The 21853-nt window shown below is 59.5% G+C and carries 21 protein-coding genes and 1 other RNA gene; 10 read left to right on the top strand and 12 right to left on the bottom strand.

All coding sequences use genetic code 11. The annotated features are described in order from the left end of the window. Positions 1 to 48 precede the first annotated feature (48 nt). The 3 genes from carA to GYM47_RS01685 form a co-directional block, all read right to left on the bottom strand. A complete protein-coding gene (carA, locus tag GYM47_RS01695) occupies positions 49 to 1194 on the bottom strand; it encodes a glutamine-hydrolyzing carbamoyl-phosphate synthase small subunit (RefSeq protein WP_194928580.1) in 1146 nt (381 codons plus the stop codon). Between the two features lie 415 nt (positions 1195 to 1609). Beyond that, complete coding sequence (gene dapB / locus GYM47_RS01690) at positions 1610 to 2416, bottom strand: 4-hydroxy-tetrahydrodipicolinate reductase (RefSeq protein WP_153843161.1); 807 nt, start codon at positions 2414 to 2416, stop codon at positions 1610 to 1612. Positions 2417 to 2530: 114 nt separating this feature from the next. Then, on the bottom strand, positions 2531 to 2812 hold the full coding sequence (locus GYM47_RS01685; protein ID WP_153843162.1) for a DUF2218 domain-containing protein: 282 nt from the start codon (positions 2810 to 2812) through the stop codon (positions 2531 to 2533). Between the two features lie 252 nt (positions 2813 to 3064). Between GYM47_RS01685 and GYM47_RS01680 the strand changes: the two genes are divergently transcribed. The 3 genes from GYM47_RS01680 to GYM47_RS01670 are packed head-to-tail and all read left to right on the top strand — an operon-like array spanning position 3065 to position 5992. Then, positions 3065 to 4192: an ABC transporter substrate-binding protein gene (locus GYM47_RS01680; protein ID WP_153843163.1), complete on the top strand. Its 1128-nt coding sequence runs from the start codon at positions 3065 to 3067 to the stop codon at positions 4190 to 4192. Beyond that, complete coding sequence (locus tag GYM47_RS01675; RefSeq protein ID WP_153843164.1) at positions 4182 to 5249, top strand: FecCD family ABC transporter permease; 1068 nt, start codon at positions 4182 to 4184, stop codon at positions 5247 to 5249. The genes GYM47_RS01680 and GYM47_RS01675 overlap by 11 nt, the downstream gene beginning before the upstream one ends. After that, a complete protein-coding gene (locus tag GYM47_RS01670; protein WP_153843165.1) occupies positions 5243 to 5992 on the top strand; it encodes an ABC transporter ATP-binding protein in 750 nt (249 codons plus the stop codon). The genes GYM47_RS01675 and GYM47_RS01670 overlap by 7 nt, the downstream gene beginning before the upstream one ends. Here GYM47_RS01670 and GYM47_RS01665 read toward each other — a convergent pair. The 4 genes from GYM47_RS01665 to grpE form a co-directional block, all read right to left on the bottom strand. Then, entirely contained in the window at positions 5970 to 6872 is a 903-nt protein-coding gene (locus GYM47_RS01665) for a DMT family transporter (RefSeq protein WP_139527957.1), read from the bottom strand. The genes GYM47_RS01670 and GYM47_RS01665 overlap by 23 nt on opposite strands. Positions 6873 to 7089: 217 nt before the next feature. Continuing rightward, entirely contained in the window at positions 7090 to 8244 is a 1155-nt protein-coding gene (gene dnaJ, locus GYM47_RS01660) for a molecular chaperone DnaJ (protein ID WP_139527956.1), read from the bottom strand. A 109-nt stretch (positions 8245 to 8353) separates the two neighbouring features. Then, a complete protein-coding gene (dnaK, locus tag GYM47_RS01655) occupies positions 8354 to 10285 on the bottom strand; it encodes a molecular chaperone DnaK (RefSeq protein ID WP_139527955.1) in 1932 nt (643 codons plus the stop codon). A 152-nt stretch (positions 10286 to 10437) separates the two neighbouring features. Beyond that, positions 10438 to 11067 carry a nucleotide exchange factor GrpE gene (gene grpE / locus GYM47_RS01650; RefSeq protein WP_139527954.1) on the bottom strand — a complete coding sequence of 210 codons (630 nt, stop codon included), beginning with the start codon at positions 11065 to 11067 and terminating at the stop codon, positions 10438 to 10440. A gap of 199 nt (positions 11068 to 11266) precedes the next feature. Here grpE and recN point away from each other — a divergent pair, with 199 nt between their 5' ends. Next, positions 11267 to 12940, top strand: a complete 1674-nt coding sequence (gene recN / locus GYM47_RS01645) for a DNA repair protein RecN (protein ID WP_153843166.1) — start codon at positions 11267 to 11269, stop codon at positions 12938 to 12940. Positions 12941 to 13070: 130 nt separating this feature from the next. Here the strand turns inward: recN and fur are convergent, their stop codons facing one another. Continuing rightward, positions 13071 to 13523, bottom strand: coding sequence for a ferric iron uptake transcriptional regulator (gene fur / locus GYM47_RS01640; protein WP_016915905.1), 453 nt, complete (start codon positions 13521 to 13523; stop codon positions 13071 to 13073). A gap of 72 nt (positions 13524 to 13595) precedes the next feature. Between fur and bamE the strand changes: the two genes are divergently transcribed. Continuing rightward, positions 13596 to 14060 carry an outer membrane protein assembly factor BamE gene (gene bamE, locus GYM47_RS01635; protein ID WP_153843167.1) on the top strand — a complete coding sequence of 155 codons (465 nt, stop codon included), beginning with the start codon at positions 13596 to 13598 and terminating at the stop codon, positions 14058 to 14060. 7 nt (positions 14061 to 14067) lie between these two features. Here the strand turns inward: bamE and GYM47_RS01630 are convergent, their stop codons facing one another. Further along, a complete protein-coding gene (locus GYM47_RS01630; RefSeq protein WP_139527951.1) occupies positions 14068 to 14379 on the bottom strand; it encodes an RnfH family protein in 312 nt (103 codons plus the stop codon). After that, positions 14369 to 14803, bottom strand: coding sequence for a type II toxin-antitoxin system RatA family toxin (locus tag GYM47_RS01625; RefSeq protein WP_139527950.1), 435 nt, complete (start codon positions 14801 to 14803; stop codon positions 14369 to 14371). Before GYM47_RS01625 ends, GYM47_RS01630 begins: the two co-directional genes overlap by 11 nt. A gap of 125 nt (positions 14804 to 14928) precedes the next feature. Here GYM47_RS01625 and smpB point away from each other — a divergent pair, with 125 nt between their 5' ends. Then, entirely contained in the window at positions 14929 to 15420 is a 492-nt protein-coding gene (smpB, locus tag GYM47_RS01620) for an SsrA-binding protein SmpB (protein ID WP_062360527.1), read from the top strand. A gap of 44 nt (positions 15421 to 15464) precedes the next feature. After that, positions 15465 to 15844, top strand: a transfer-messenger RNA (tmRNA) gene (gene ssrA, locus GYM47_RS01615). Between the two features lie 82 nt (positions 15845 to 15926). On the opposite strand, the gene GYM47_RS01610 is transcribed toward ssrA, so the two are convergent. Beyond that, a complete protein-coding gene (locus GYM47_RS01610; RefSeq protein ID WP_153843168.1) occupies positions 15927 to 16868 on the bottom strand; it encodes a sodium-dependent bicarbonate transport family permease in 942 nt (313 codons plus the stop codon). A gap of 316 nt (positions 16869 to 17184) precedes the next feature. On the opposite strand from GYM47_RS01610, the gene GYM47_RS01605 reads away from it, so the two are divergent. After that, a complete protein-coding gene (locus GYM47_RS01605) occupies positions 17185 to 18141 on the top strand; it encodes a calcium/sodium antiporter (protein WP_153843169.1) in 957 nt (318 codons plus the stop codon). Here GYM47_RS01605 and GYM47_RS01600 read toward each other — a convergent pair. Next, positions 18138 to 19115: a TAXI family TRAP transporter solute-binding subunit gene (locus GYM47_RS01600; protein ID WP_153843170.1), complete on the bottom strand. Its 978-nt coding sequence runs from the start codon at positions 19113 to 19115 to the stop codon at positions 18138 to 18140. The genes GYM47_RS01605 and GYM47_RS01600 overlap by 4 nt on opposite strands. 303 nt (positions 19116 to 19418) lie before the next feature. Between GYM47_RS01600 and GYM47_RS01595 the strand changes: the two genes are divergently transcribed. After that, positions 19419 to 20198 carry an HAD family hydrolase gene (locus GYM47_RS01595; protein ID WP_168444421.1) on the top strand — a complete coding sequence of 260 codons (780 nt, stop codon included), beginning with the start codon at positions 19419 to 19421 and terminating at the stop codon, positions 20196 to 20198. 21 nt (positions 20199 to 20219) lie between these two features. Beyond that, on the top strand, positions 20220 to 21848 hold the full coding sequence (locus GYM47_RS01590; RefSeq protein ID WP_231125598.1) for an ABC transporter substrate-binding protein: 1629 nt from the start codon (positions 20220 to 20222) through the stop codon (positions 21846 to 21848). Positions 21849 to 21853: the final 5 nt, after the last annotated feature.

Genomic DNA, 21853 nt, shown 5'->3' with positions numbered 1-21853 from the left:
TGAGCATCAAAACGGCGTAACTAGGCACTGAGAGGCAGCGCGGCGAACCTAGCGGCGCGCCTGCATCATGGCGATGAAACGATCGAACAGCGGCGCTACGTCGCGCGGACCTGGGCTCGCTTCCGGGTGGCCCTGGAAGCTAAACGCCGGACGATCGGTACGCTCGATGCCCTGCAGAGTGCCGTCGAACAGCGAGCGGTGCGTGGCGCGTACGTTGCTGGGTAGCGTTGCTTCATCGGCCGCGAAGCCGTGGTTCTGACTGGTGATCATCACCGTGCCGGTATCCAGGTCTTGTACCGGATGGTTGGCCCCGTGGTGACCGTGACCCATCTTGACGGTTTTGGCACCGGAGGCCAGCGCCAGCAGCTGGTGGCCCAAGCAAATGCCGAACACCGGCGTGTCGGTTTCCAGCACTTCCTGGATCGCCTTGATGGCGTAATCACAGGGCTCGGGGTCGCCGGGGCCGTTGGCCAGGAACACGCCGTCCGGGTTCATCGCCAGCACCTCTGCCGCCGGCGTTTGCGCCGGCACCACGGTCAAGCGGCAGCCCCGCGCCGCCAGCATGCGCAGGATGTTGAACTTCACGCCGTAATCGAACGCCACCACGTGGTAGGGGCGCTCGCCCTGGCTCGCATCCGCATAGCCTTCGCCCAAGGCCCACTCGCCTTCCAACCACTCGTAAGCCTCTTTGCAGGAGACTTCCTTGGCCAAATCCATGCCCTTCAAGCCCGGAAATGCCTTCGCCGCGGCCAGCGCCCGTTCGACGGCATCGTCACCCTTTGCCTCGGCACCTGCCAGAATCGCGCCGTTTTGAGCCCCTTTGTCACGCAAAATACGCGTCAGGCGGCGGGTGTCGATATCGGCAATGCCCAGTACGTTTTGGCTTTTCAGGTAATCAGAGAGGGTTTGTTCGGAACGAAAGCTGCTGGCCAACAGGGGAAGATCGCGAATCACCAGGCCTGCTGCCGCAATGGAAGCAGATTCCACATCTTCGCTGTTGATGCCGGTATTGCCGATGTGGGGATAGGTCAGGGTAACGATTTGGCGGGTATAAGAGGGGTCGGTGAGGATTTCCTGGTAGCCGGTCATGGCTGTATTGAACACCACCTCACCGCTTGTGATTCCCTCCGCGCCAATGGCCGTGCCATGAAACACACTGCCATCTTCCAGGGCCAATATCGCGGGTTTGCTCAATGCGGGGTTATTCAAAACACGTTCTCCCATGCTGGTGGGAGCCTGTGGGCGCAGGCTCGGCGATCCGGTTGTCGGCGTTTGCGTGCAAACGTCGGGTCGTAAAAAAGCGGGACGAAGCCGACAATAAAAACATCGGTTTCATCCCGCTTGTTGTTCTCATCCATGCCACCGTAACGGTCGTGCCATGGCGCAGCAGTTCGCTGACTTTTTTCTCACACCTAACGGCCAGTGCAACAAGCGTGGTGCACTTTCCACTGACATTCTTTCCACTAACACTGACTGCCACAGGCATTCGCTGCAGGCGTTTTTTCAGCGCCTCGACAGCCACTCGGCCAAAATTTTTGGAATGTTACAGGATTTACCGACCGCAGGCTAGCCCTTTATTTTCAGCGTGGCGTTACGTTCGTTTTGCCGATCAGTGAAGCGCCAAGACATCCTGCATGTCGTAGCGGCCGTGAGGCTGGCTGGCGACCCAACGTGCGGCGCGCACGGCGCCTTTGGCAAAGGTCATCCGGCTTGAGGCCTTGTGGGTGATTTCGATCCGCTCGCCTTCGGTGGCAAACATCACGGTATGCTCTCCGACGATATCGCCTGCACGCACGGTCGCAAAGCCGATCTCTTTATCGGTGCGCGGCCCGCACTGCCCTACCCGCTCGAACACGCCGTGCTCTTTTAGGGTGCGGCCTAGGCTTTCCGCGACCACTTCCCCCATTTTGATGGCCGTACCGGAAGGCGCATCGACTTTATGGCGGTGGTGCGATTCGATCACTTCAATGTCGTACCCTTCATCACCCAGCGCTTTGGCCGCCGTTTCCAGCAGTTTCAGCGTTAGGTTCACGCCCACGCTCATGTTGGGGGCGAAGACCATGGCGACTTTATCGCGGTAGCTATCCAGCTCGGCCAGTTCGTCATCGTTCATGCCGGTGGTGCCGATCACGATGCGCTTACCGTGCTCGGCACAGAATGCCAGATTCGCCAGCGTCACCTGTGGTGCGGTGAAGTCGATCAGCACGTCGAAGTCATCGACGATGGCGCTGAGCGAATCGACCGCCACCACGCCCCGCTTGCCTACGCCCGCCAGCTCGCCGATATCGGCACCGGCCAAGGAGCTGCCCGGCTCCACGATACCGCCCGCCAGGGAGGCATCGGCTTCTTGCTCGACGGCGTTGACTAACGTGCGGCCCATGCGGCCAGCTACGCCTACAATGGCAATTCGGGTCATGGAAACTCCTACGCGTGCGCTATTTAGCATCAATCTAGAAACAAAAAGGATGGCCGCGATTATAACAGACCACCCCGGCCGATGCGGCGCTAACGCCGCCGCCCCTCGATCACTTCAATTTTCCCAGACGATCTCTAGCGGTTCGTCTTTCGCCATCCGCACCAAATGGCTTTCGACCACGCCTTCGAGCTGGTCCAGGTACTCCTCTTCGAGGGTTTCGATAGAGACCAGCAGCCGTTCTGGCTCGGCGTGCATCAGGCAGGTACCGCTGGAGAACACGATTTTGGCGTCCTGCTCGGTATGCTCGACCTCCAATTTATGCGCCCAGTGTTTGCATAAGCGGTTGATCAAGCGTGCACCAGAGGGGGTGGCAATCTCAGCTCGGGATAACGGCATGGGTTTACTCCATCTTCATAGTAGTAAGTACCCACTAGCGTAATCCTCGCTGTGAAAAGAACCAAGCAACGAATGAGAATTCCTTGCAACGGCCTGTTGCCATCATGCTAATGCTTGGCACTTACCTCGACACCTTTTCTGCTTTAAGGGATAATGCCGGACATGAGAATAGCAATTAACATCAACATCTATGTTTGATTAAACACTCATCGTTAGCGTAGACGCTAAAGAACTCAGGTACTCAATGCCACTATGCTGTTACGCCTATCTCTTCCTTTTGTAGGTGCGCTGACGTCTTTCGTTTGCGCGTCGGCCATCGCGGCGCCCATCACGGTCACTGATATTGCTGGCCGACAGATCACCCTAGACGCCCCTGCCGAACGCGTCATCCTGGGCGAAGGCAGGCAAATCTATCTGCTGGGCATGCTCGAACCCGACGCACCACTGGCCCACGTGGTGGGCTGGCGAGAAGACTTTTCACAAGCAGACCCTGACAACTACCAACGCTACTTAGAGCGCTTCCCCGAGATGGCGTCGATTCCCACCTTTGGGGGCTTCAAAGATGGTACCTTCGATGTCGAACAAGCAGCGTCACTGAATCCCGACCTGATCCTGATGAACATCGAGGCAAAAGCAGCCACCGAGGATGCCGCCTACGATGACAAGCTCGCGGAACTGGATATTCCTATCGTGTACGTGGACTTCCGCGAAGACCCCATCGAGAACACCATTCCATCGATGCGCCTGATCGGCCAGCTGATGAGCGACGAGGCCGCTGCCAAGGAGTTCATCACCTTTGCTGAAGCGCAGCTCGCCCGGGTAACGGATGTCATCGAGCAAGCCGACCCCGAACGGCCACGCGTTTTCGTCGACCGTGCAGGCGGCTATTCGGATGAGTGCTGCATGAGCTTCGGCCCTGCCAACTTTGGCGAATACGTGACGTTGGCAGGCGGCATCAATATTGCCGATGGCATCATCCCCGCCAGCTTTGGCAACCTCAACCCCGAGCAAATCATCGCCGCCGACCCGCAGCACGTGGTGGTCACGGGCGGCAGTTGGGATGCCTACGTGCCAGGCGGTGACTGGGTTGGTGTTGGTCCCGGCGCCGACCAGGCGCAGGCACGGGAAAAACTGCAAGCGTTAACGACCCGCACCGCCATGACCGGCATCGACGCCGTCGAGACAGGGAACGTTCACGCGATTTGGCACCAGTTCTATAACAGCCCCTACTACTTCGTTGCCGTACAGCAGCTGGCCAAGTGGTTCCATCCCGAGCTGTTTGAAGATTTAGACCCCGAAGCTACCTTGGAAGAGCTTCACGACCGGTTTCTGCCGATCGACTATCAGCCCGGCTACTGGATAACGCTTCATGATGAGTAATGCCAACGTCGCCCACCCAACCGCCGGACGCACGTTCTATCGCGCTCAAGTGTGGCGTCGACAGCTGATTCTGGTGGGGCTGACTCTCGCGCTGCTGCTCAGTCTCTGTGTGGATTTGGCACTCGGCCCCGCCCGTTTCAGCTTGGCCGAGGTGGTCGCTGCGCTGGTGACTCCCGATGCCGTCAGCCAGCAGGCGCGGGTCATTTTGTGGGACATTCGTATGCCGGTCGCGCTCATGGCCATCGTCGTGGGGGCTAGCCTCTCGGTGGCGGGCGCGCAGATGCAGACCATCCTCAGCAACCCGCTCGCCAGCCCGTTCACGCTGGGGATATCCGCGGGCGCCAGCTTCGGTGCTGCCCTTGGCTTGGCCTTTGGTGTGGCCATCATCCCCACCGCCATCGAATATGTAGTGCCCATCAACGCGTTTCTGATGGCCATGTTCACCGCGTTTTTGATTCACGCGCTGAGCCTAAAGCGCGGCGTCACCGTGGAAACCATCGTGCTACTCGGCATCGCGATGGTGTTCATCTTCAACTCGCTGATGGCGCTGATTCAGTTCTTTGCCAGCCAAGAGGCCGTGGCGGCCGTCGTGTTTTGGACGATGGGCAGCCTTACCAAAGCCACTTGGCCAAAGTTTTGGATCGCACTCGGCGTGCTCGCCCTGGTAATGCCGCTTTTGGCACGCCACGGTTGGGCGCTCACCGCCATGCGCCTGGGGGATGCCAAAGCGGAGAGCATGGGCGTCAACCCTCGCGCGCTGCGCCTAGAGGTATTGGTGCTTGTGTCGCTGCTGGCCGCCATCGCCGTTGCCTTCGTCGGTACGATTGGCTTCATTGGCCTGGTGGGCCCGCACATTGCCCGTATGCTGCTGGGCGAAGATCAGCGCTTCTTCCTGCCCGGCTCGGCGCTGTGCGGTGCACTGATTCTCTCGGTGGGGTCGGTGCTGTCGAAGATCATCATTCCCGGCACCATCATTCCCATCGGCATCATCACGTCGCTCGTGGGCATTCCCTTCTTCCTTTTCCTCGTGCTCAATCACAAGAAGGCCGCATGGTAACGCTACAGCTCAAGAACGTGTGCGCCCGCTATGGGCGCAAAACCATCGTTCACGACATCTCCACGCCCTGCTTTCAAGGCGGGCAAGTCGTGGCGCTGCTTGGCCCCAACGCGGCAGGCAAATCGACGCTGTTCCGTCGCATTCTAGGGTTGCTGAAAGGCAGCGGCGACGTGCTCATTTCGCACACCACCGCCGAGCGGCCCGTGGCCTACATGCCCCAGGACACCGGTGCCAAAGCCGTCTTATCGGTGTATGAGTCCGTGCTGCTGGCCCGCATGCAAGGGCGTAGCCTGACGGTACAAGCCGACGACCTTGCCCAAGTGGACAAAGCGCTTGCCGAGCTGAACATTAGCGCGCTGGCCGAGCGTGACATCGGCGATTTGAGCGGCGGCCAGCGCCAGCTAGTGAGCGCCGCCCAGGCGCTGGTGCAGGAGCCTGACATCCTCATGCTGGACGAGCCCACGTCCGCGCTCGATCTCAACCGACAAATTAGCCTGTTGAGCGTACTGAGACGCCTAGCCGACGAGCGGCAAATGCTGATTCTGGTCGCTCTACACGACATTGGCCACGCCCTGCGCTTTACCGATCACGCCATGGTGCTGGAACAGGGTCGACTGATCGCCTGCGGCGCCACGGAGGACGTCATCACCCCGGAGCTACTGCGCGGCGTTTACCGCGTGAACGCTCGCATCGAGCCCTGCTCGAAGGGGCGGCCTCAGCTTATCGTCGAAGAGGCCATTTAAGGCGCTTACCCTCCAGCGCCGCCAATACGACACCGGCCAGCATCAAAGGCAGCGCCAAGAAGAAGTGGTACGAGGCCGGAATATCGAATAACCACCAATCTGCCAACACCGGCCAGAGCAAGGCGAGGTATTCGAACGGCGCTAACCGCGACGCCTCGGCATAGCGAAATGCCAGCGTCATCGCGATATGCGCCGCCCCGCCCAACAGCCCCGCCAGCACGAGCAGGCTCAACACCTCTGGGCGTAACGCTGACCAGCCTAGCGGCAGCGTCGCCAGCCCCGCCAGGGCCGACACCAAAATGAAGTAAAACGCGATGGCGCCCGGCGTTTCCGTGCGCGAAATGCGCCGCACGGTGAGTAACGCCCCCGCCGTCAGCACCGCGCTCAGCACCGCCAATAGATAGCCCACCAGCTGGCCCGATTGGGAAGCACCGCCCACGTTCGGCAACACCAGCACGGCCATTCCCCCCATCGCCAGCCCCATCGCGAGCGCACGCACCCACGTAAAGCGCTCGCCCAACAGCAAGACACCGCCTAGTGCCATAAAAATAGGCGTCAACTGCGCCAGCAGCGTGGTCTCGGCCACCGGCAGCACCGCCACGGCGGCAAACGAGGCAAACATCGCCGCCGCGCCCAATCCTGAACGCAAGGCATGCCCCAACGGTCGCCGGGTCGCCAATCCCTGAGGAAACTCCCGGCGTAGGGCCAGAAACACCACGATCGGCAACAGCGCAAACAGCGAACGGAAAAACACCGACTGCCCCACCGGCACTTCATCGCTCACGGCTTTGATACACACCAGCATGCCCGTAAACAGCACCCCCGACAGCACACGCAGCCAAATCCCCAAATAAGGGCGGTCAACAGCATCCAAAGGCATTAGGTGGTTTCCTTCATTCGTCAGCGTCCAGAGGTTAATAAGCGGATGCTGTTATTGTGACGTAAGTCGCCTTGGCTTGTCTCACTCAAGCCCCACGTAGCATCGTCTGCCAGACCCACAAGCCTTGGCGCGGCGGATGGGTCTGCAATGGCATATACATATAAAAAAGCCCCAGCACCGGGGTGCTGGGGCTGTTACTTCAGAGCGCTCTGGGCTCTTACGGCTTCATCTCTTCAAAGAACTTCTTCACGCTGTCGAAGAAACCGGTCTTCTTCGGTGAGTGGCTGTGGCTGTTGCTGCCATCGAAGCTCTCTTGCAGCTGGCGAAGCAGGTCTTTCTGCTCGTCGTTGAGGTTGACGGGCGTTTCCAGCACCACTTTGCACAGCAGGTCGCCGGGGGCGCCGCCGCGAACGGGCTTCACGCCTTTACCACGTAGGCGGAAGAGTTTGCCGGTTTGGGTTTCCGGCGGAATCTTCAGCTTCACGCGGCCATCCAGCGTGGGCACTTCCAACTCGCCACCGAGGGCTGCATCGACGAAATTGATCGGCACGTCGCACTGCAGGTGCTTACCGTCACGCTTGAAGATGTGGTGCGGCTTGATGGACACCTGAACGTACAGATCGCCCGCCGGGCCTCCGTTCACGCCGCTCTCGCCTTCGCCGTTGAGACGAATACGGTCGCCGGTATCCACACCCGGCGGAATCTTCACCGAGAGGGTGCGGGTTTCACGCACGCGGCCTTCGCCGTTACATTTGTGGCACGGCACTTTGATGTGCTGGCCACTGCCGTGACAGGTCGGGCAGGTTTGCTGAACCGCAAAGAAGCCCTGCTGCATGCGTACTTGGCCGTGACCATGGCAGGTCGGGCAGGTCTCTTTGGTGGAGCCCGGCTCGGCGCCGCCACCGTCGCAGCGGTCACACTCAATATGACGCGGGACGCGAATGTCCACCGTGGTGCCCGCCACTGCGCTCTCTAGATCCAGCTCTAGGTTGTAGCGCAGGTCGGAGCCCCGTGCAGGTGCGTTGGGCCCACGACGACGACCACCGCCGCCACCGAAGATATCGCCAAACACATCGCCGAAGATATCGCTGAAATCGCCAGCGCCGCCGCCACCGAAGCCACCGCCGCCAAAGCCGCCGCCCTGGCCATCCACACCGGCATGGCCGAACTGGTCGTAGGCCGCGCGCTTCTCGCCATCGCTCAGAACTTCGTAAGCTTCCGACACTTCGCGGAATTTTTCCGCTGCGGAGGTATCGTCCGGGTTTCGATCAGGGTGGAATTTTTGCGCCAGACGGCGATAGGCCTTTTTGATCTCTTTCTGATCGGCCCCTTTTTCGACACCCAGGACTTCGTAATAATCGCGTTTGGACATGGGTCCTACGCCTCCTGGTTAGCTACGCACTATAGGCGTCTCGGCCGCGGAAACAGCAACGCGGGAGTTGCCTCCCGCGTCACCGCTTTCCTTGGCAGAAAGAGGTGGGTTACTGCTTCTTCTTGTCGTCGTTGACTTCTTCGTATTCGGCGTCAACCACGTCATCGTCCTGCTTGGTGTTGGCTTCTTCAGCACCTTCACCACCCGCCTGGGCCGCTTCTGCCTGTTCGGCGTACATCTTTTGCGCCAGCTGGCCGGAGACTTCGGTCAGCGCATCCAGTTTCTTCTGGATGTCGTCCTGGTCATCGGTTTTCACCGCTTCTTCCAGTTCGGCGATGGCGTTTTCGATGGCCTGTTTCTCGTCATCGGTGGCCTTATCGCCCGCTTCTTGAACGGTCTTACGGGTGGCGTGAATCATGCCGTCCGCTTGGTTACGCAGCTGTACCAGCGCTTCGAACTTCTTGTCTTCGTCCGCGTGAGCTTCAGCGTCGCGTACCATTTGCTCGATCTCATCATCGGAGAGGCCGCTAGACGCCTTGATGACGATGGACTGCTCTTTGCCGGTCGCCTTGTCTTTGGCAGACACGTTCAGAATGCCGTTGGCATCGAGATCGAACGCCACTTCGATCTGCGGCACACCGCGCGGTGCCGGCGGAATGTCGGCGAGGTCGAAGCGACCCAGCGACTTGTTCTGCGACACTTGCTTACGCTCACCCTGAACGACGTGAATGGTCACGGCGGTCTGGTTGTCATCCGCGGTCGAGAAGGTTTGCGTCTTCTTGGTCGGGATGGTGGTGTTCTTGTCGATCAGCGGCGTCATCACGCCACCCAGGGTTTCGATACCCAGGGTCAGTGGGGTCACGTCGAGCAGCAGTACGTCTTTAACGTCGCCACCCAGAACACCGCCCTGAATCGCAGCACCCACGGCCACTGCTTCGTCCGGGTTCACGTCTTTACGGGCTTCTTTACCGAAGAAGTCTGCCGCTTTCTTCTGAACCATCGGCATACGGGTCTGACCGCCGACCAGGATCACTTCGTCGATTTCAGACGCGGACAAGCCTGCATCTTTCAGCGCCATCTTGCACGGCTCGAGCGAACGCTGTACCAAGTCTTCGACCAGCGACTCCAGCTTGGCACGGGTCACCTTCACGTTGAGGTGTTTCGGGCCAGTGTTGTCGGCGGTGATGTACGGCAGGTTCACGTCGGTCTGCTGCGCGCTGGAAAGCTCGATCTTAGCTTTCTCGGCGGCTTCTTTCAGACGCTGCATGGCCAGATTGTCACCAGACAAATCGATACCGCTGTCCGACTTGAACTGGTCGACCAGATAGTTGATCAATGCCAGGTCAAAATCTTCACCACCCAGGAAGGTGTCGCCGTTGGTCGCCAACACTTCGAACTGCGTTTCGCCATCCACGTCGGCCACTTCGATGATGGAGATATCGAAGGTACCGCCACCCAGGTCGTATACCGCGATGGTTTTATCACCACGGGCTTTGTCCATGCCGTAGGCAAGCGCTGCGGCGGTCGGCTCGTTGATGATGCGCTTGACGTCCAGACCGGCAATGCGGCCCGCATCTTTAGTAGCCTGACGCTGGCTGTCGTTGAAGTAGGCCGGTACGGTGATGACCGCTTCGGTGACCGCTTCGCCGAGATAGTCTTCGGCGGTCTTCTTCATTTTCTTCAGCACTTCCGCGCTTACCTGCGGCGGTGCCATTTTTTTGCCTTTCACTTCTACCCACGCATCGCCGTTATCGGCTTCAGCGATTTTGTAGGGCACCATCTTGATGTCTTTTTGAACGACGTCGTCTTTGAAGCGACGGCCGATCAGACGCTTGATGGCGTAAAGGGTGTTTTCCGGGTTGGTCACGGCCTGGCGCTTGGCGGCCTGACCTACCAGGGTTTCGCCGTCGTCGGTGTAGGCAATGATGGAAGGCGTGGTACGACCGCCTTCGGCGTTTTCAATGACTTTAGCGCTGTCACCATCGAGCACGGCCACACAAGAGTTAGTGGTGCCCAGGTCGATACCAATAATGCGTCCCATAGCAAAAACCTCGAATTCGGTTGAAACAAAACTGATGTTTTACGCCGCTGTTACTTACTTGGCGTCTGCGGGCTTTCCCGCGGGTTGCCCTTTATTTGGGGGCCGCTTGCCGCATTTCAAGGGCTTTTTTTGCGGCAGTGCGTCAACGCGGCTTAATTCGCTTTTTGGCTGACCACGACCATGGCAGGACGCACGAGGCGGCCGTTCAACAGATAGCCTTTCTGCATCACATCCATCACGGTGTTGGGGTCGAGCTCTGGGTTCGGCACCATCGCCATGGCTTCATGCACCTGTGGATCGAAGGGCTCGCCCTGAGGCTCGATGCTTTCGACGCCAAACTTGCTCAGCACGTCGAGCTGCATCTTGAGGGTCATGGAGACACCTTCGCGATGCGCCTCGGACGCATCGTCCTGCATGCTTTCCAGCGCTTTCTCCAAGCTATCCACCACGGGCAGCAGCTCTTTGACGAACTTCTCCAGGGCAAACTTGCGCGCCTTTTCGGCTTCTTGCTCCGCCCGGCGGCGAACGTTCTGAGCTTCGGCAGCAGCCCGCAGCGCTTGGTCTTTGGCTTCCGCCAGGCTCTGCTCGAGCTCTTCTACCTGAGCGGCCAGCACGTCGGCTTCGGGGCTGCCAGCGCTATCTTCCAGCGGTGCATCGTCATCGATCAGCCCTTCCAGTTCGCCTTCCACCAACCGCTCTTCGGCAGATTGGTCGGTGACCTCTGCTTCCTGCTCTTGGCGTGCCAGCTCATCTTCCAACGGGGTTTGCGGTTCTTTTGCCATGCCTTGCTCCTGAAATAAGTAACGGTGCCGTTGGCGGCCACCTGAGGTAAGTAGCGGGTGTTAACCACGTATGCAGCCTATATGGGGGCCATCAAAGCCATCTCAAGAGGGGCATTGAAGTGAGTTATCGACTACTGTATAAAACAACAATTATTGGATAAGTATCCAGCTTCTGTGCCGCACCGCCTCAGGAGGCCTTATGCTTACGCAGCTAGCGATCCAAGACTATGCGATCGTTGATCGTCTCGAACTCGACCTCACCCGTGGCATGACCGCCATTACGGGGGAAACCGGGGCGGGTAAATCCATTCTGCTGGGTGCCCTGGGGCTCTGCCTGGGCGAGCGCGCCGATGCGGGTAGCGTGCGCCACGGCTGCGAGCGAACCGACCTCTCCGCCCGTTTCGATATCCAGCACCTGCCCGCAGCAGCCGAGTGGCTCGACGCCCGCGAGCTGCCTGCCGATGAGTGTCTCTTGCGTCGCGTGGTTACTGCCAACGGCCGCTCCAAGGCGTGGATCAATGGCCACCCAGCGACCATTGCCGATTTGAAATCCCTCGGTGAACAGCTAATTCAGATTCATGGCCAGCATGCCCACCAAGCCTTGATGCGGGAAGAGACGCACTTGGCGCTACTGGATGACTACGCCGGGCTTCGCGAAGGCAGCCAGCAGCTCACCGAGACGTTCCGCGAGTGGCGCAGTGCCCGCCGTCGGCTGAAAAAACTCAGTGAAGAGGGCAGCGAAGTCGAGGCCAAACGCCAACTGCTGCGCTATCAAGTCGAGGAGCTGGACCAGTTGGGCCTTGCCGAAGGCGAGCTGCAAACCTTGGAAGAGGAGCAGCACACCCTGGCCCACGCCGAAGAGACCCTGCGTGAAACCCAGTTTGCCGCCGACTGCTGCGAAAGCGATGAAGGAGGCGCGCTGTCGCTTCTCAACCAAGCCTACGCCCATCTGAGCGCGCTGCCCGGCAGCGACAAAGGCACGCTGGCCAATACGCTCACCATGTTGAGCGATGCCCGAATTCAAGTCGAAGAGGCCGCTAGCGAGCTGCACCGATTGGCCAGCACCACCGAACTGGACCCAGAGCGACTGGCGTGGGTCGAGGAGCGCATGGGCGACGTACACCGCATTGCCCGTAAGCACCACGTCGCTCCCGAAGAGATTTGCGCGCTGCATGCCCAACTCAAACAAGAGGTGGCGCAGCTCGAAGCCAGCGATGACGATCTAGAAGCCCTCAGCAGTCAAGTGGCCGAGTACCGCGAGCGTTACCGCAGCGAGGCCAAGCAGCTCACCGAAGCACGTCAGAAGGCCGCCGTGCGTCTGGGCAAAGAGGTGCAGCAGCAGTTGGCCTTCTTGGCCATGGGCAAAGCACGTTTCGACGTGGACGTCACCCCGCGCGAAACGCCTTCCCCCGAGGGCTTGGACCATGTGCAATTCCTGATCAGCGCCAACCCGGGCCAACCCGCCCGGCCGCTCACCAAAGTCGCTTCCGGCGGCGAGCTGTCGCGCATCAGCCTGGCCATTCAGGTGGTGGCGGCGTCGCATTCGACGATTCCGAGCTTGGTCTTCGATGAAGTGGACGTGGGTATTTCTGGGGCAACGGCGGAAATCGTCGGCCAACTGCTACGTAAACTAGGCGAAAACGGCCAGGTGATGACCGTGACCCACCTGCCTCAAGTGGCCGCCCAGGCGCACCAGCACCTGCACATCGAAAAGCGCGCCAAGCGAGACACCACACTCACCCACATGGCGCTGCTGGACGAACGCGGCCGGATCAGCGAGCTGGCGCGTATGCTGGGCGGCGTGACGCTGTCCGACCAAACCCTGGCCCATGCGCGGGAAATGCTCCACGCCAGCCAGCGCCCGCCGCACTGAACCTGACGGTTTTCTCTTCAACGACTCACCGAATACAAAACGCCCCCAGAGCACCGGTGAAACATCACGTGCACTCTGGGGGCATTTATTTCACGGCGCGAGACTTAGCAAACCCGCGCTTGATGAGCCACTATTTGCGATTCGTTGGGCCGCTATCCTGGCGTGTTACGTCAGACCCACGAGGGCGAACGTACAGCACCAACGCATGGTCCACGAGTTCGTAGCCGTGCTCTTCGGCGATCTCTTGCTGGCGACGCTCGATGATGTCATCGACGAATTCGATGATCTCACCGCTTTCCAGACACACCATATGGTCATGGTGGTCCTCTTGGGTCATCTCGAAAACCGCGTGACCACCGTCGAAATTGTGACGAATCACAAGGCCCGCCGACTCGAATTGAGTCAATACGCGGTAGACGGTCGCCAAGCCAACATCCTCGCCCGCATCGATCAGTGTTTTATACACTTCTTCTGCGCTAAGGTGGTGTTGGCCCGAAGCATTTTCGAGAATCTGCAGGATCTTGACGCGCGGCAGGGTCACTTTTAGCCCGGCTTTGCGTAGTTCATGGTTCTGATCGGCCATGGTTGCTCTTCGCAGTAACAGGTTAGGTCGGGTATCATCGACCGAAACCACGATAGTGAAGAACAGGCTCAAATGCAAAAATTGACTCGTATCATTACCCTTTCCGTTGCCCTGACCGTCGTTAGTGGCTGCAGCTACGTTGGCGTTTACAAGCGCGACATTCCTCAGGGCAACCTGGTTACTCAAGAGATGGTCAGCCAGCTTCAACCAGGCATGACCCAAGAGCAGGTGACCTATGTCATGGGACGTCCGCTGCTGGAAGCGCCCTTCAATTCTCGCGAGTGGGACTACGTGTATCGCATCGATAAAGCGTACGAAGGCGTGGAACAGCGCCGCGTGACGCTGACGTTCGATAATGCAGGCCGCTTGATGAACATCGAACGAGACGGTGATTTTTCGCGCGACCTGCCGATCAGCACCGACCGGGGTATGGGCCCCGCCGTTGAAGGCGCTGACCCGTTGGATGCGCTGCCCATCCAACGCACGCCCACACCGGAGACGGCCCCCGAACCGCAGCCAATCATTACCGACGAGTGAGGCAGGACTATTGTCCTTTGGCCTGACGTTTGGCCCGCTCTAATCGGGCCGCTTTTGGATCGATCTGCAGTGGGCGGTAGACCTCGACACGATCGCCCTCGCGTAACGCCTCTTTCTCTGGGTGGCGAATCGCCTTACCAAAAATACCCAGCGGCGCCTGTGTAAAGGTATCGCTGGGCACTTCTTGGAACAGGCTAGGCAAATCGGCCAATGACACTGCTTGCCGTGCGGTGGTCCCTTCCGGCACCGTCAGCGCGACGATACGCTGCTTGTGCGGCAACGCGAAGGCAACTTCAACGTTTAGCTGTTTAACGGCCATACATCTCGTCAGCACGCTTGGTGAACGCGTCGACCAACTGCCCGGCAATTTGTTGGAATAGCTTGCCAAACGCCATACTGAGTAGCTTGTTGGCAAATACGAACTCCATCTCCAGACTCACCTTGCAGGCGTCCGCACCCATGGGCGTGAATAACCAGCGCCCTTTTAGCTGCTTGAACGGCCCTTTCACAAGCGACAGCTCGATCCGCTCGGGCGCATACAAGTCATTACGCGTGGTAATGGTTTGTTCCACGCCTGCGCGTCCTAGCGTCATTTCGCCAATCAGGTGATCGGCGTCGTGCTCGAGCAAACGCGCTCGACGGCACCCCGGCAGGAACTCGGGGTAGCGTTCGAAGTCATTGACCAAATCGAACATTTGCTGGGGGGTGTGCCGCACCAAGGCGGTACGATTGACGGTTGGCATTGACCTCTCCGCTGACTTCACAGTGCCCAGAGCGTATCATGGGAAACATTTTTTCAGACCTTGAATGGTATCACGCCTCCCCACATAACGAAGGGGTGCTACTGACAGATCAACGATGAGGTTCCATGGCCACGAAAAAAGGTAACAGCAAGGGCCCCGGCAGCAGTGTCATCGCCCAGAACAAGAAGGCACGGTTTGAGTACCATATCGACGAAACCTTCGAAGCGGGCTTGGCGCTGGCAGGCTGGGAAGTCAAAAGCCTGCGCGCGGGTAAAGCGCAGCTCACCGACACTTACATTTTGATTCGCAACGGCGAAGCCTTCCTGCTGGGAAGTCATATCATGCCGCTGAACACGGCCAGCACTCATGAAATCGCCGACCCCACTCGCACGCGCAAACTACTGCTGCACCGTAAAGAGATTGCCAAGATTTTCTCGGTCACACAGGACAAAGGCCACACCTGCGTGCCGCTCAAGCTCTACTGGAAGCGTAACAAGGTGAAGTGCGAGCTAGCGCTGGTGACCGGTAAGAAAATCCATGACAAGCGAGCTACCGAGAAAGACCGTGACTGGAACCGCCAAAAAGGTCGGATTATGCGGGAACATAACAAGGCATAACTGGTCAATTCGTTGTGAGCACGTTAGACTACGGCTCTGACTTAGGGGGCGACATGGTTTCGACGCCGGTGACAAACCCTGCGGTGCATGCCGAGAGCGTGATGTATCTCGTAAATACCACATCACGAAAAATAGTCGCAAACGACGAAAACTACGCTCAAGGCGCGCTGGCAGCTTAAACCCTGCTAGCTTCTTGTCTGGCCCCAAGGTGATGTGCCTATTCATCACTGCGGGGATATGAGCTAAAGCTGATAGGACCGCGGTTGGCGGTGTCTTCTCGTCAACCGTTAAACTTTAGAAGGCTCGCGTGGCTGAATCCTGACCGTCGGAGTCAGTCGCGCTAAAGCAAATGACGGAATCTAAGCATGTAGAGCCAATGGGCGCGTGCTGGCGGACGCGGGTTCAATTCCCGCCGCCTCCACCAGACACCCCACAAAAAAAGCACCTTCGGGTGCTTTTTTTGTGGCTCATCGTCAAGTGACGACGAACACTTAGCATGCGCTGGCTTACACCAGCAGCCAGTCGATCAGCTGGTGGTACAGTGGGATGCCGATCATGACGTTCAGCGGGAACGTCACCCCCAGGGATGCCAGCATCGCTAGGCCGATGTTGGCTTCCGGTATGGCCGCGCGCATGGCCGCAGGCGCGGCAATGTAGGAGGCACTGGCCGCGAGCGCTGCGAGAATCACCACCGAGCCCAGGGGCAGGCCCACCAGCGCGCCGACCAGTATCCCCAGCAGCGATAGGCAAAGCGGTGTCACGAGAGCGAAGGTGACGAGCCGCCAATGATGCCAAGGCATGGGGCGCAGCGTTTGCGCGGCGGTCAACCCCATTTCTAGTAGGAAGAGCGCTAGCACGCCTTTGAACGCCCCGGTAAAGAGCGCGGTGACTTCCGCCCCTTGAACTGGCCCGTACAGCGCGCCAATGGCCACGCCACCGGCGAGGAGAATCACCCCCCGGTTGGTCAGCGTTTCATGCCACAGCTTGCTCGTGCTCTCTTTGACCGCCGCGCCCTGATGACGCCGAAACAGCGCGATGGCGATCATGATGGCCGGTAGCTCCATCGCCACCAAGTAGAGCGTGACTTCACTGCCCACCGCTAGCTGGCGCGCTTCGACGTAGGCAAGCGCCACGGCAAAGGTCCCCGCACTGACCGAGCCGTAGTGAGCGGCGATGCTGGCACTATCGGCGGCGGAGAGGCGCACGAAACGGCGCAACAGAGGCATCAGCATCAAAGGAATCAGCGCAGAGAGCAGCGCGACGCCCAGCAGCTCGGGCACTAGCCCCCAGTGCAAATTGCCGTAGAGCGCCATCCCGCCTTTCAAGCCAATCGTCAGCATCAACAACAGGCTTAGCGTATCGTAAGTGGCCTTGGGCACTTGCAGGTCCGATTTCACCGCCCCCGCCAGCAGTCCCAGTAAGAAAAACATCACCACGATATCTGGCATTTTTCATGCTCCGTCATAGGTAAAAGAGTCAGCTCACTGAGCTTCGGGCGAGGCGCGCTCTGGCGACTGTACCGCGCGCATCATACGCTGCTCACGCATAATTCCCACCCTCGCATGGTTTGCTCGGCGCTCACTGCGGTGTCACTCCCCGTCACGCACTATGCTATCGAGTTGATTGGCAACCGCCTACCGTGCCTGCTGCGTTTAATTCTTTTATGATGCGTTGCCCACGGGGGCTTGCAGGCCTAACGAACTGAGCTAATGTCATAAGCCTAAGCTTGGCAAACGACCAAGCGTATCAAAAGGAAGATGACACATGCTGTATGGGTTGAGCTTACTGGCCGGTATCGTGCTGCTGTTTGGCGGAGGAGAAGCATTGATACGCGGCGCCGTCGCCGGTGCCAAGCGTATGGGGGTATCGCCGTTGCTGACGGGGCTGGTGGTCGTGGGGTTCGGTACTTCGGCCCCGGAACTGGTGGTCTCGATCGATGCCGCGATACGCGAGCAGCCCGATATCGCCGTGGGCAATATCGTCGGCAGCAATATCGGCAATATTTTACTGATTTTAGGGCTATGTGCCGCCATTTGCCCCATGACGGTTCAACCTCTGGCGCTAAGGCGAGATGGCGTCGTGGTCGTCGGCGCCAGCGTGCTATTCATCGTACTTGCCTGGAGCGGTGAACTGGCCCGCTGGGAGGCTGCACTGCTGCTGCTGGCCCTCGCCGCCTATTTGGTATGGGCTTACCACACCGAGCGACAACAGCCGCTGCCCGAAGGCGAGATGCACGCCGCCGAAGCGGAGGAAGTCACGGCCATTCCTACGTCGACCGTCATGATCAGCGTCGCGCTGGTCGTGGGCCTTGGCATGTTGATTGGCGGTTCGCAGCTACTGCTCTATGGTGCGATTGGTCTCGCCCAGGCCATGGGCATTTCCGAGGCGGTCATCGGCTTGACCATCGTTGCGGTCGGCACGTCGCTGCCGGAGATGGCCGTCTCGGTGATTGCGGCCCTCCGCCGTCATGCCGATGTCGCCGTCGGGAATATCCTGGGCAGCAATATCTTCAACGTCCTGGGGATATTGGGGATCTCTGCCTGTTTGCAGCCACTGCCCATTGTCGAACGAGTCAGCCAGTTCGATCAATGGGTCATGCTCGGCTCGGCCGCTCTTCTCCTGCTGTTTCTTTATACCGGCATGCGCCTGTCACGCTGGGAAGGCGCAGCGCTGCTGGGCGGCTATGCAGCCTATATTGCGCTGAGCTTTACGATTTTTTAACGCACATGGGCAGGCAGCTCCATACCCGCTTCTTCGTAGTAGCGTCGCGCGCCTGGGTGAAGCGGGGTCGTCAGGTGGGTGAGCAGATCCGGTGTGACGCTTCCCCACCAAGCGGACTGCTCTGCAAGCCAAGGCTGCTGCTCCCAGAAGAACTTCGTGAGGCGGTAGGCCGTCTCTACATCCATCTGCTTGGTGGTGTAGGCAACTACCGGCATCGACGTCGTGCGCGTGGGCTGAGCGATGCCGGGGTAGGTGCCGCCGGGAATCACCTGAGGCACGGCGCCCGTCTGAGCGATTTGTTCAGCGGTAAAGCTCACCAGGGTAATGGGCACGAGCGAGGCCGTTTCGATGACATTCGGCGTGGGGTAGGAGCTAGCCGTGACGAACGCATCGATTCGACCTTCCCGAAGCGCTTCAGGGCCATTGGTGATCGACGCATCCGCTAGGCGCACGCTGTCTTCCAAACCGAACAACCGGAAGTAGCGTGCGGCTTCACCTGCGCTGAAGGTGCCCCGCCCGATCAGCACGTGTTTACCGCTCAGCGCATCGATCGAGGTCGTACCGTCATCGCCTGCCATCACGAAATGCATGGTCAACGATGGCACGGGAAACAGTCCGCGAATGGCACCGAACCGTTCGCGATCATGACTCGCAAAGACACCTTCGCCCGCCTGTGCTTGAGCGACGAGCGCAGGGGGCGCGGTAAACACATAGCGCTCCTGCCGATTCATCACTTCTTGAATGTTTTGTACCGAGCCCTGGCTCTCTTCATTGGTCAGCAAGAGCGTCTCGTCGCTTCCCTGTCGAATGGCCTGGGCAAGCTCGCTCCCCATTTGATGGTAGGCCGTCCCTGCGAGCGCCGACTTGTAAGTCATCCGTGTTTGCGCCTGGGCCACGGGCCCAAGGCTCGCCATCGTCAGCGCGAGCGCCAGTACACTACCAAGGCGAAAAAAAGAGCATATACGGGCACGCATTCAACGTCCTTTGCAATCATGGCCTTCTCGGCCTGATGGATCGACTCGTCACCCTTCGCGTGACACACAACACCGTTAGCATAGCGGCATATTCTCCCTTGCGTTAGTCGCCCTTAGCGCTAGATGGCGCTCGCCCAAATGGGCGTCTTTTGTGCGCTGTGCATCGGCTGTCATCAACTTGACATCAACGGTGGGATTACCCAGGCTAAATCACTTTTTCGATTGAACGTTCAAAAAAAATCTTGGCGATGGCTCAGTGCGCCCGCCACTAAAAGAGAAGGCGTTTCAACGCCATCAAACCACATGCCCCAACTCAACGTACAAGGTGTTACCTACCCCATCGATGCCATTTTGTTCGATAAGGATGGCACGCTACTCAATTTTGGTGACCTCTGGATTGGCTGGTTCGATCAGCTCATCACCACGGTCAACCGCCGCCTCGCTACGTTTTCGTCACCGCCCCCGCCCCTCGCTTTTGCCGAGCTTTATCGTCGCGTGGGGATCTACCCCGACTCCCGGTTGTGGGATCCGACCGGGCCGCTCACCATTGGCTCGCTGGACGACATTGTCACCATCGTGGCGCTCAGCCTGTTCGAGGGCGGCTTGGCGTGGAACGACGCAACGGAAATCACTCACGACGCGCTCCAGTCGCTCGATGCATCGCTCGATTGGTCGCGCTGCGTCACCCCCGTGGCGGGACTTCTCGGCTTCGTCGCTCGCGCTCGCCATGCAGGCGTTCAATTGGCGGTGGTGACATCAGATGATCATCGCAACGCCCTGCGTCATCTCTCCCTTCTTTCGCTTGCGGACCACTTTTCCGTGGTGCTGGGGCACGACCAAGTGCCACGTGGCAAGCCCTTCCCCGACATGGCGCTCGCTGCCTGTCAGCAGCTTGGCGTCACACCCGAGCGTACGCTCATCATTGGCGACTCCAATGGCGATATGGCGATGGGAAAAGCCGCAGGCCTTCGGGCCGGTATCGGCATCTGTGCGGCGCCCCATTTGAGCGGCGAGCACCTGACACTCGCCGCTCACGTGATTCGCGATTACGACACACTGGCCTTTGGCACCTCGCCTCGTTAAACCAACCTAGGGAATCAACGCATGAAAAAAGAACACAACGCACCCACCCACATGCACCCATCGATGGCCGCTTTAGCTCGACAGGCCACCCAAGGCCAGCTGTCGCGACGTGACTTCATGCGCCGCGCCATGGCCCTTGGCATGGCCGCCCCCTTTGCCGCCTCGCTGCTGTCAGGCCAGGCGTTTGCCAACACCGGTACGCCTCAGCGCGGCGGCATTTTGAAGGCCGGTATGCAGGGCGGCGAATCGACCGATAGCCTCGACCCGGCGAGCTGGACCAGCCAAGTGCAGCACTCGTTTGGCCAATCGTGGGGCGAGGCCCTGACCAACGTTTCACCAGAGGGCGAGCTAACGCCCCGCCTTGCGGAAAGCGTCGAGTCCTCGCCGGATGCGCGTACCTGGGTCTTCAAACTGCGTCGCGGCGTGCAGTTCCACAACGGCCAGGAGATGACCTCTGCAGACGTCGTCGCCACGCTGCAGCGCCACTCGAACGAGGACTCGCAATCGGGTGCGCTCGGCATCATGCGGGGCATCGAATCGATCCAGGCCACCGACACCTATGAAGTCACGATCGTGACGCTCGAACCCAACGCCGACCTGCCGTTTCTGCTGTCTGACTACCACCTGATGATCCAGCCCGGTGGCGGCATCGACGACCCGGCAGCGGGTATCGGCACCGGCCCTTACAAGGTCGTGGAGTTCCAACCCGGCGTGCGCCAGATCGCCGAGCGCTTCGAGGGCTACTGGAACCCCGACGAGTACGGCTTTGCCGATCAGATCGAGATCACCGTCATCAACGACCCCACCGCGCGCATTTCTGCCCTGCAGAGTGGCCAGGTTCACATGATCAACCGCGTCGAGCCCCGCGTCGTGGAGATGGTGCAGCGCCTGCCCAACATCGTCATCAACAATACGTCGGGACGCGCGCAGTACGTGTTTCCGATGCACTGCGATACGGCACCGTTCGATAACAACGATCTCCGCCTGGCACTCAAGTATGCGATCAACCGTGACGACATGGTCGAGCGCATTCTGCGCGGCTATGGCAGCGTGGGGAACGACTTTCCGATCAATGCCGCCTACCCGCTCTTCCCCGATAGCATTCCTCAGCGCGAATTCGACCCCGAACGCGCCAACTATCACTACAAAAAATCGGGCCACAGTAGCCCCATCGTCCTGCGCACCTCGGACGTTGCCTTCCCTGGCGCCGTCGATGCGGCACAGCTGTTCCAGCAAAGCTGCGCCCAGGCAGGCATCAATATGGAGATTCGCCGCGAGCCCGGCGACGGTTACTGGTCAGAGGTGTGGAATAAACAGCCTTTCTGCGCCTCTTACTGGAGCGGCCGCCCCACCCAAGACCAGATGTACTCGACGGCGTATATCTCCAGCGCCGACTGGAACGATACGCGCTTCTTCCGCGATGACTTCGATGCCCTGGCGCGTGAAGCCCGCGGCGAGCTGGACACCACCCGCCGTGCCGAGCTTTACCACGACATGGCGATGATGGTGCGCGATGAAGGTGGCTTGATATTGCCGATGTTCAACGACTACATCGAAGCGACATTAAATAGCGTCGGGGGCTGGTCAGCGCACCCCATGGGCGAGATGATGGCGGGCTTTGCACTCTCGAAGTGCTGGTTGGCTTCCTAAACCGG

It is taken from the genome of Vreelandella piezotolerans (genome assembly GCF_012427705.1).
GTDB classification, from domain to species: Bacteria; Pseudomonadota; Gammaproteobacteria; order Pseudomonadales; family Halomonadaceae; genus Vreelandella; species Vreelandella piezotolerans.
Note: the sequence above shows the minus strand (reverse complement) of the source record. Positions and strands in the feature narration are given on the sequence as shown.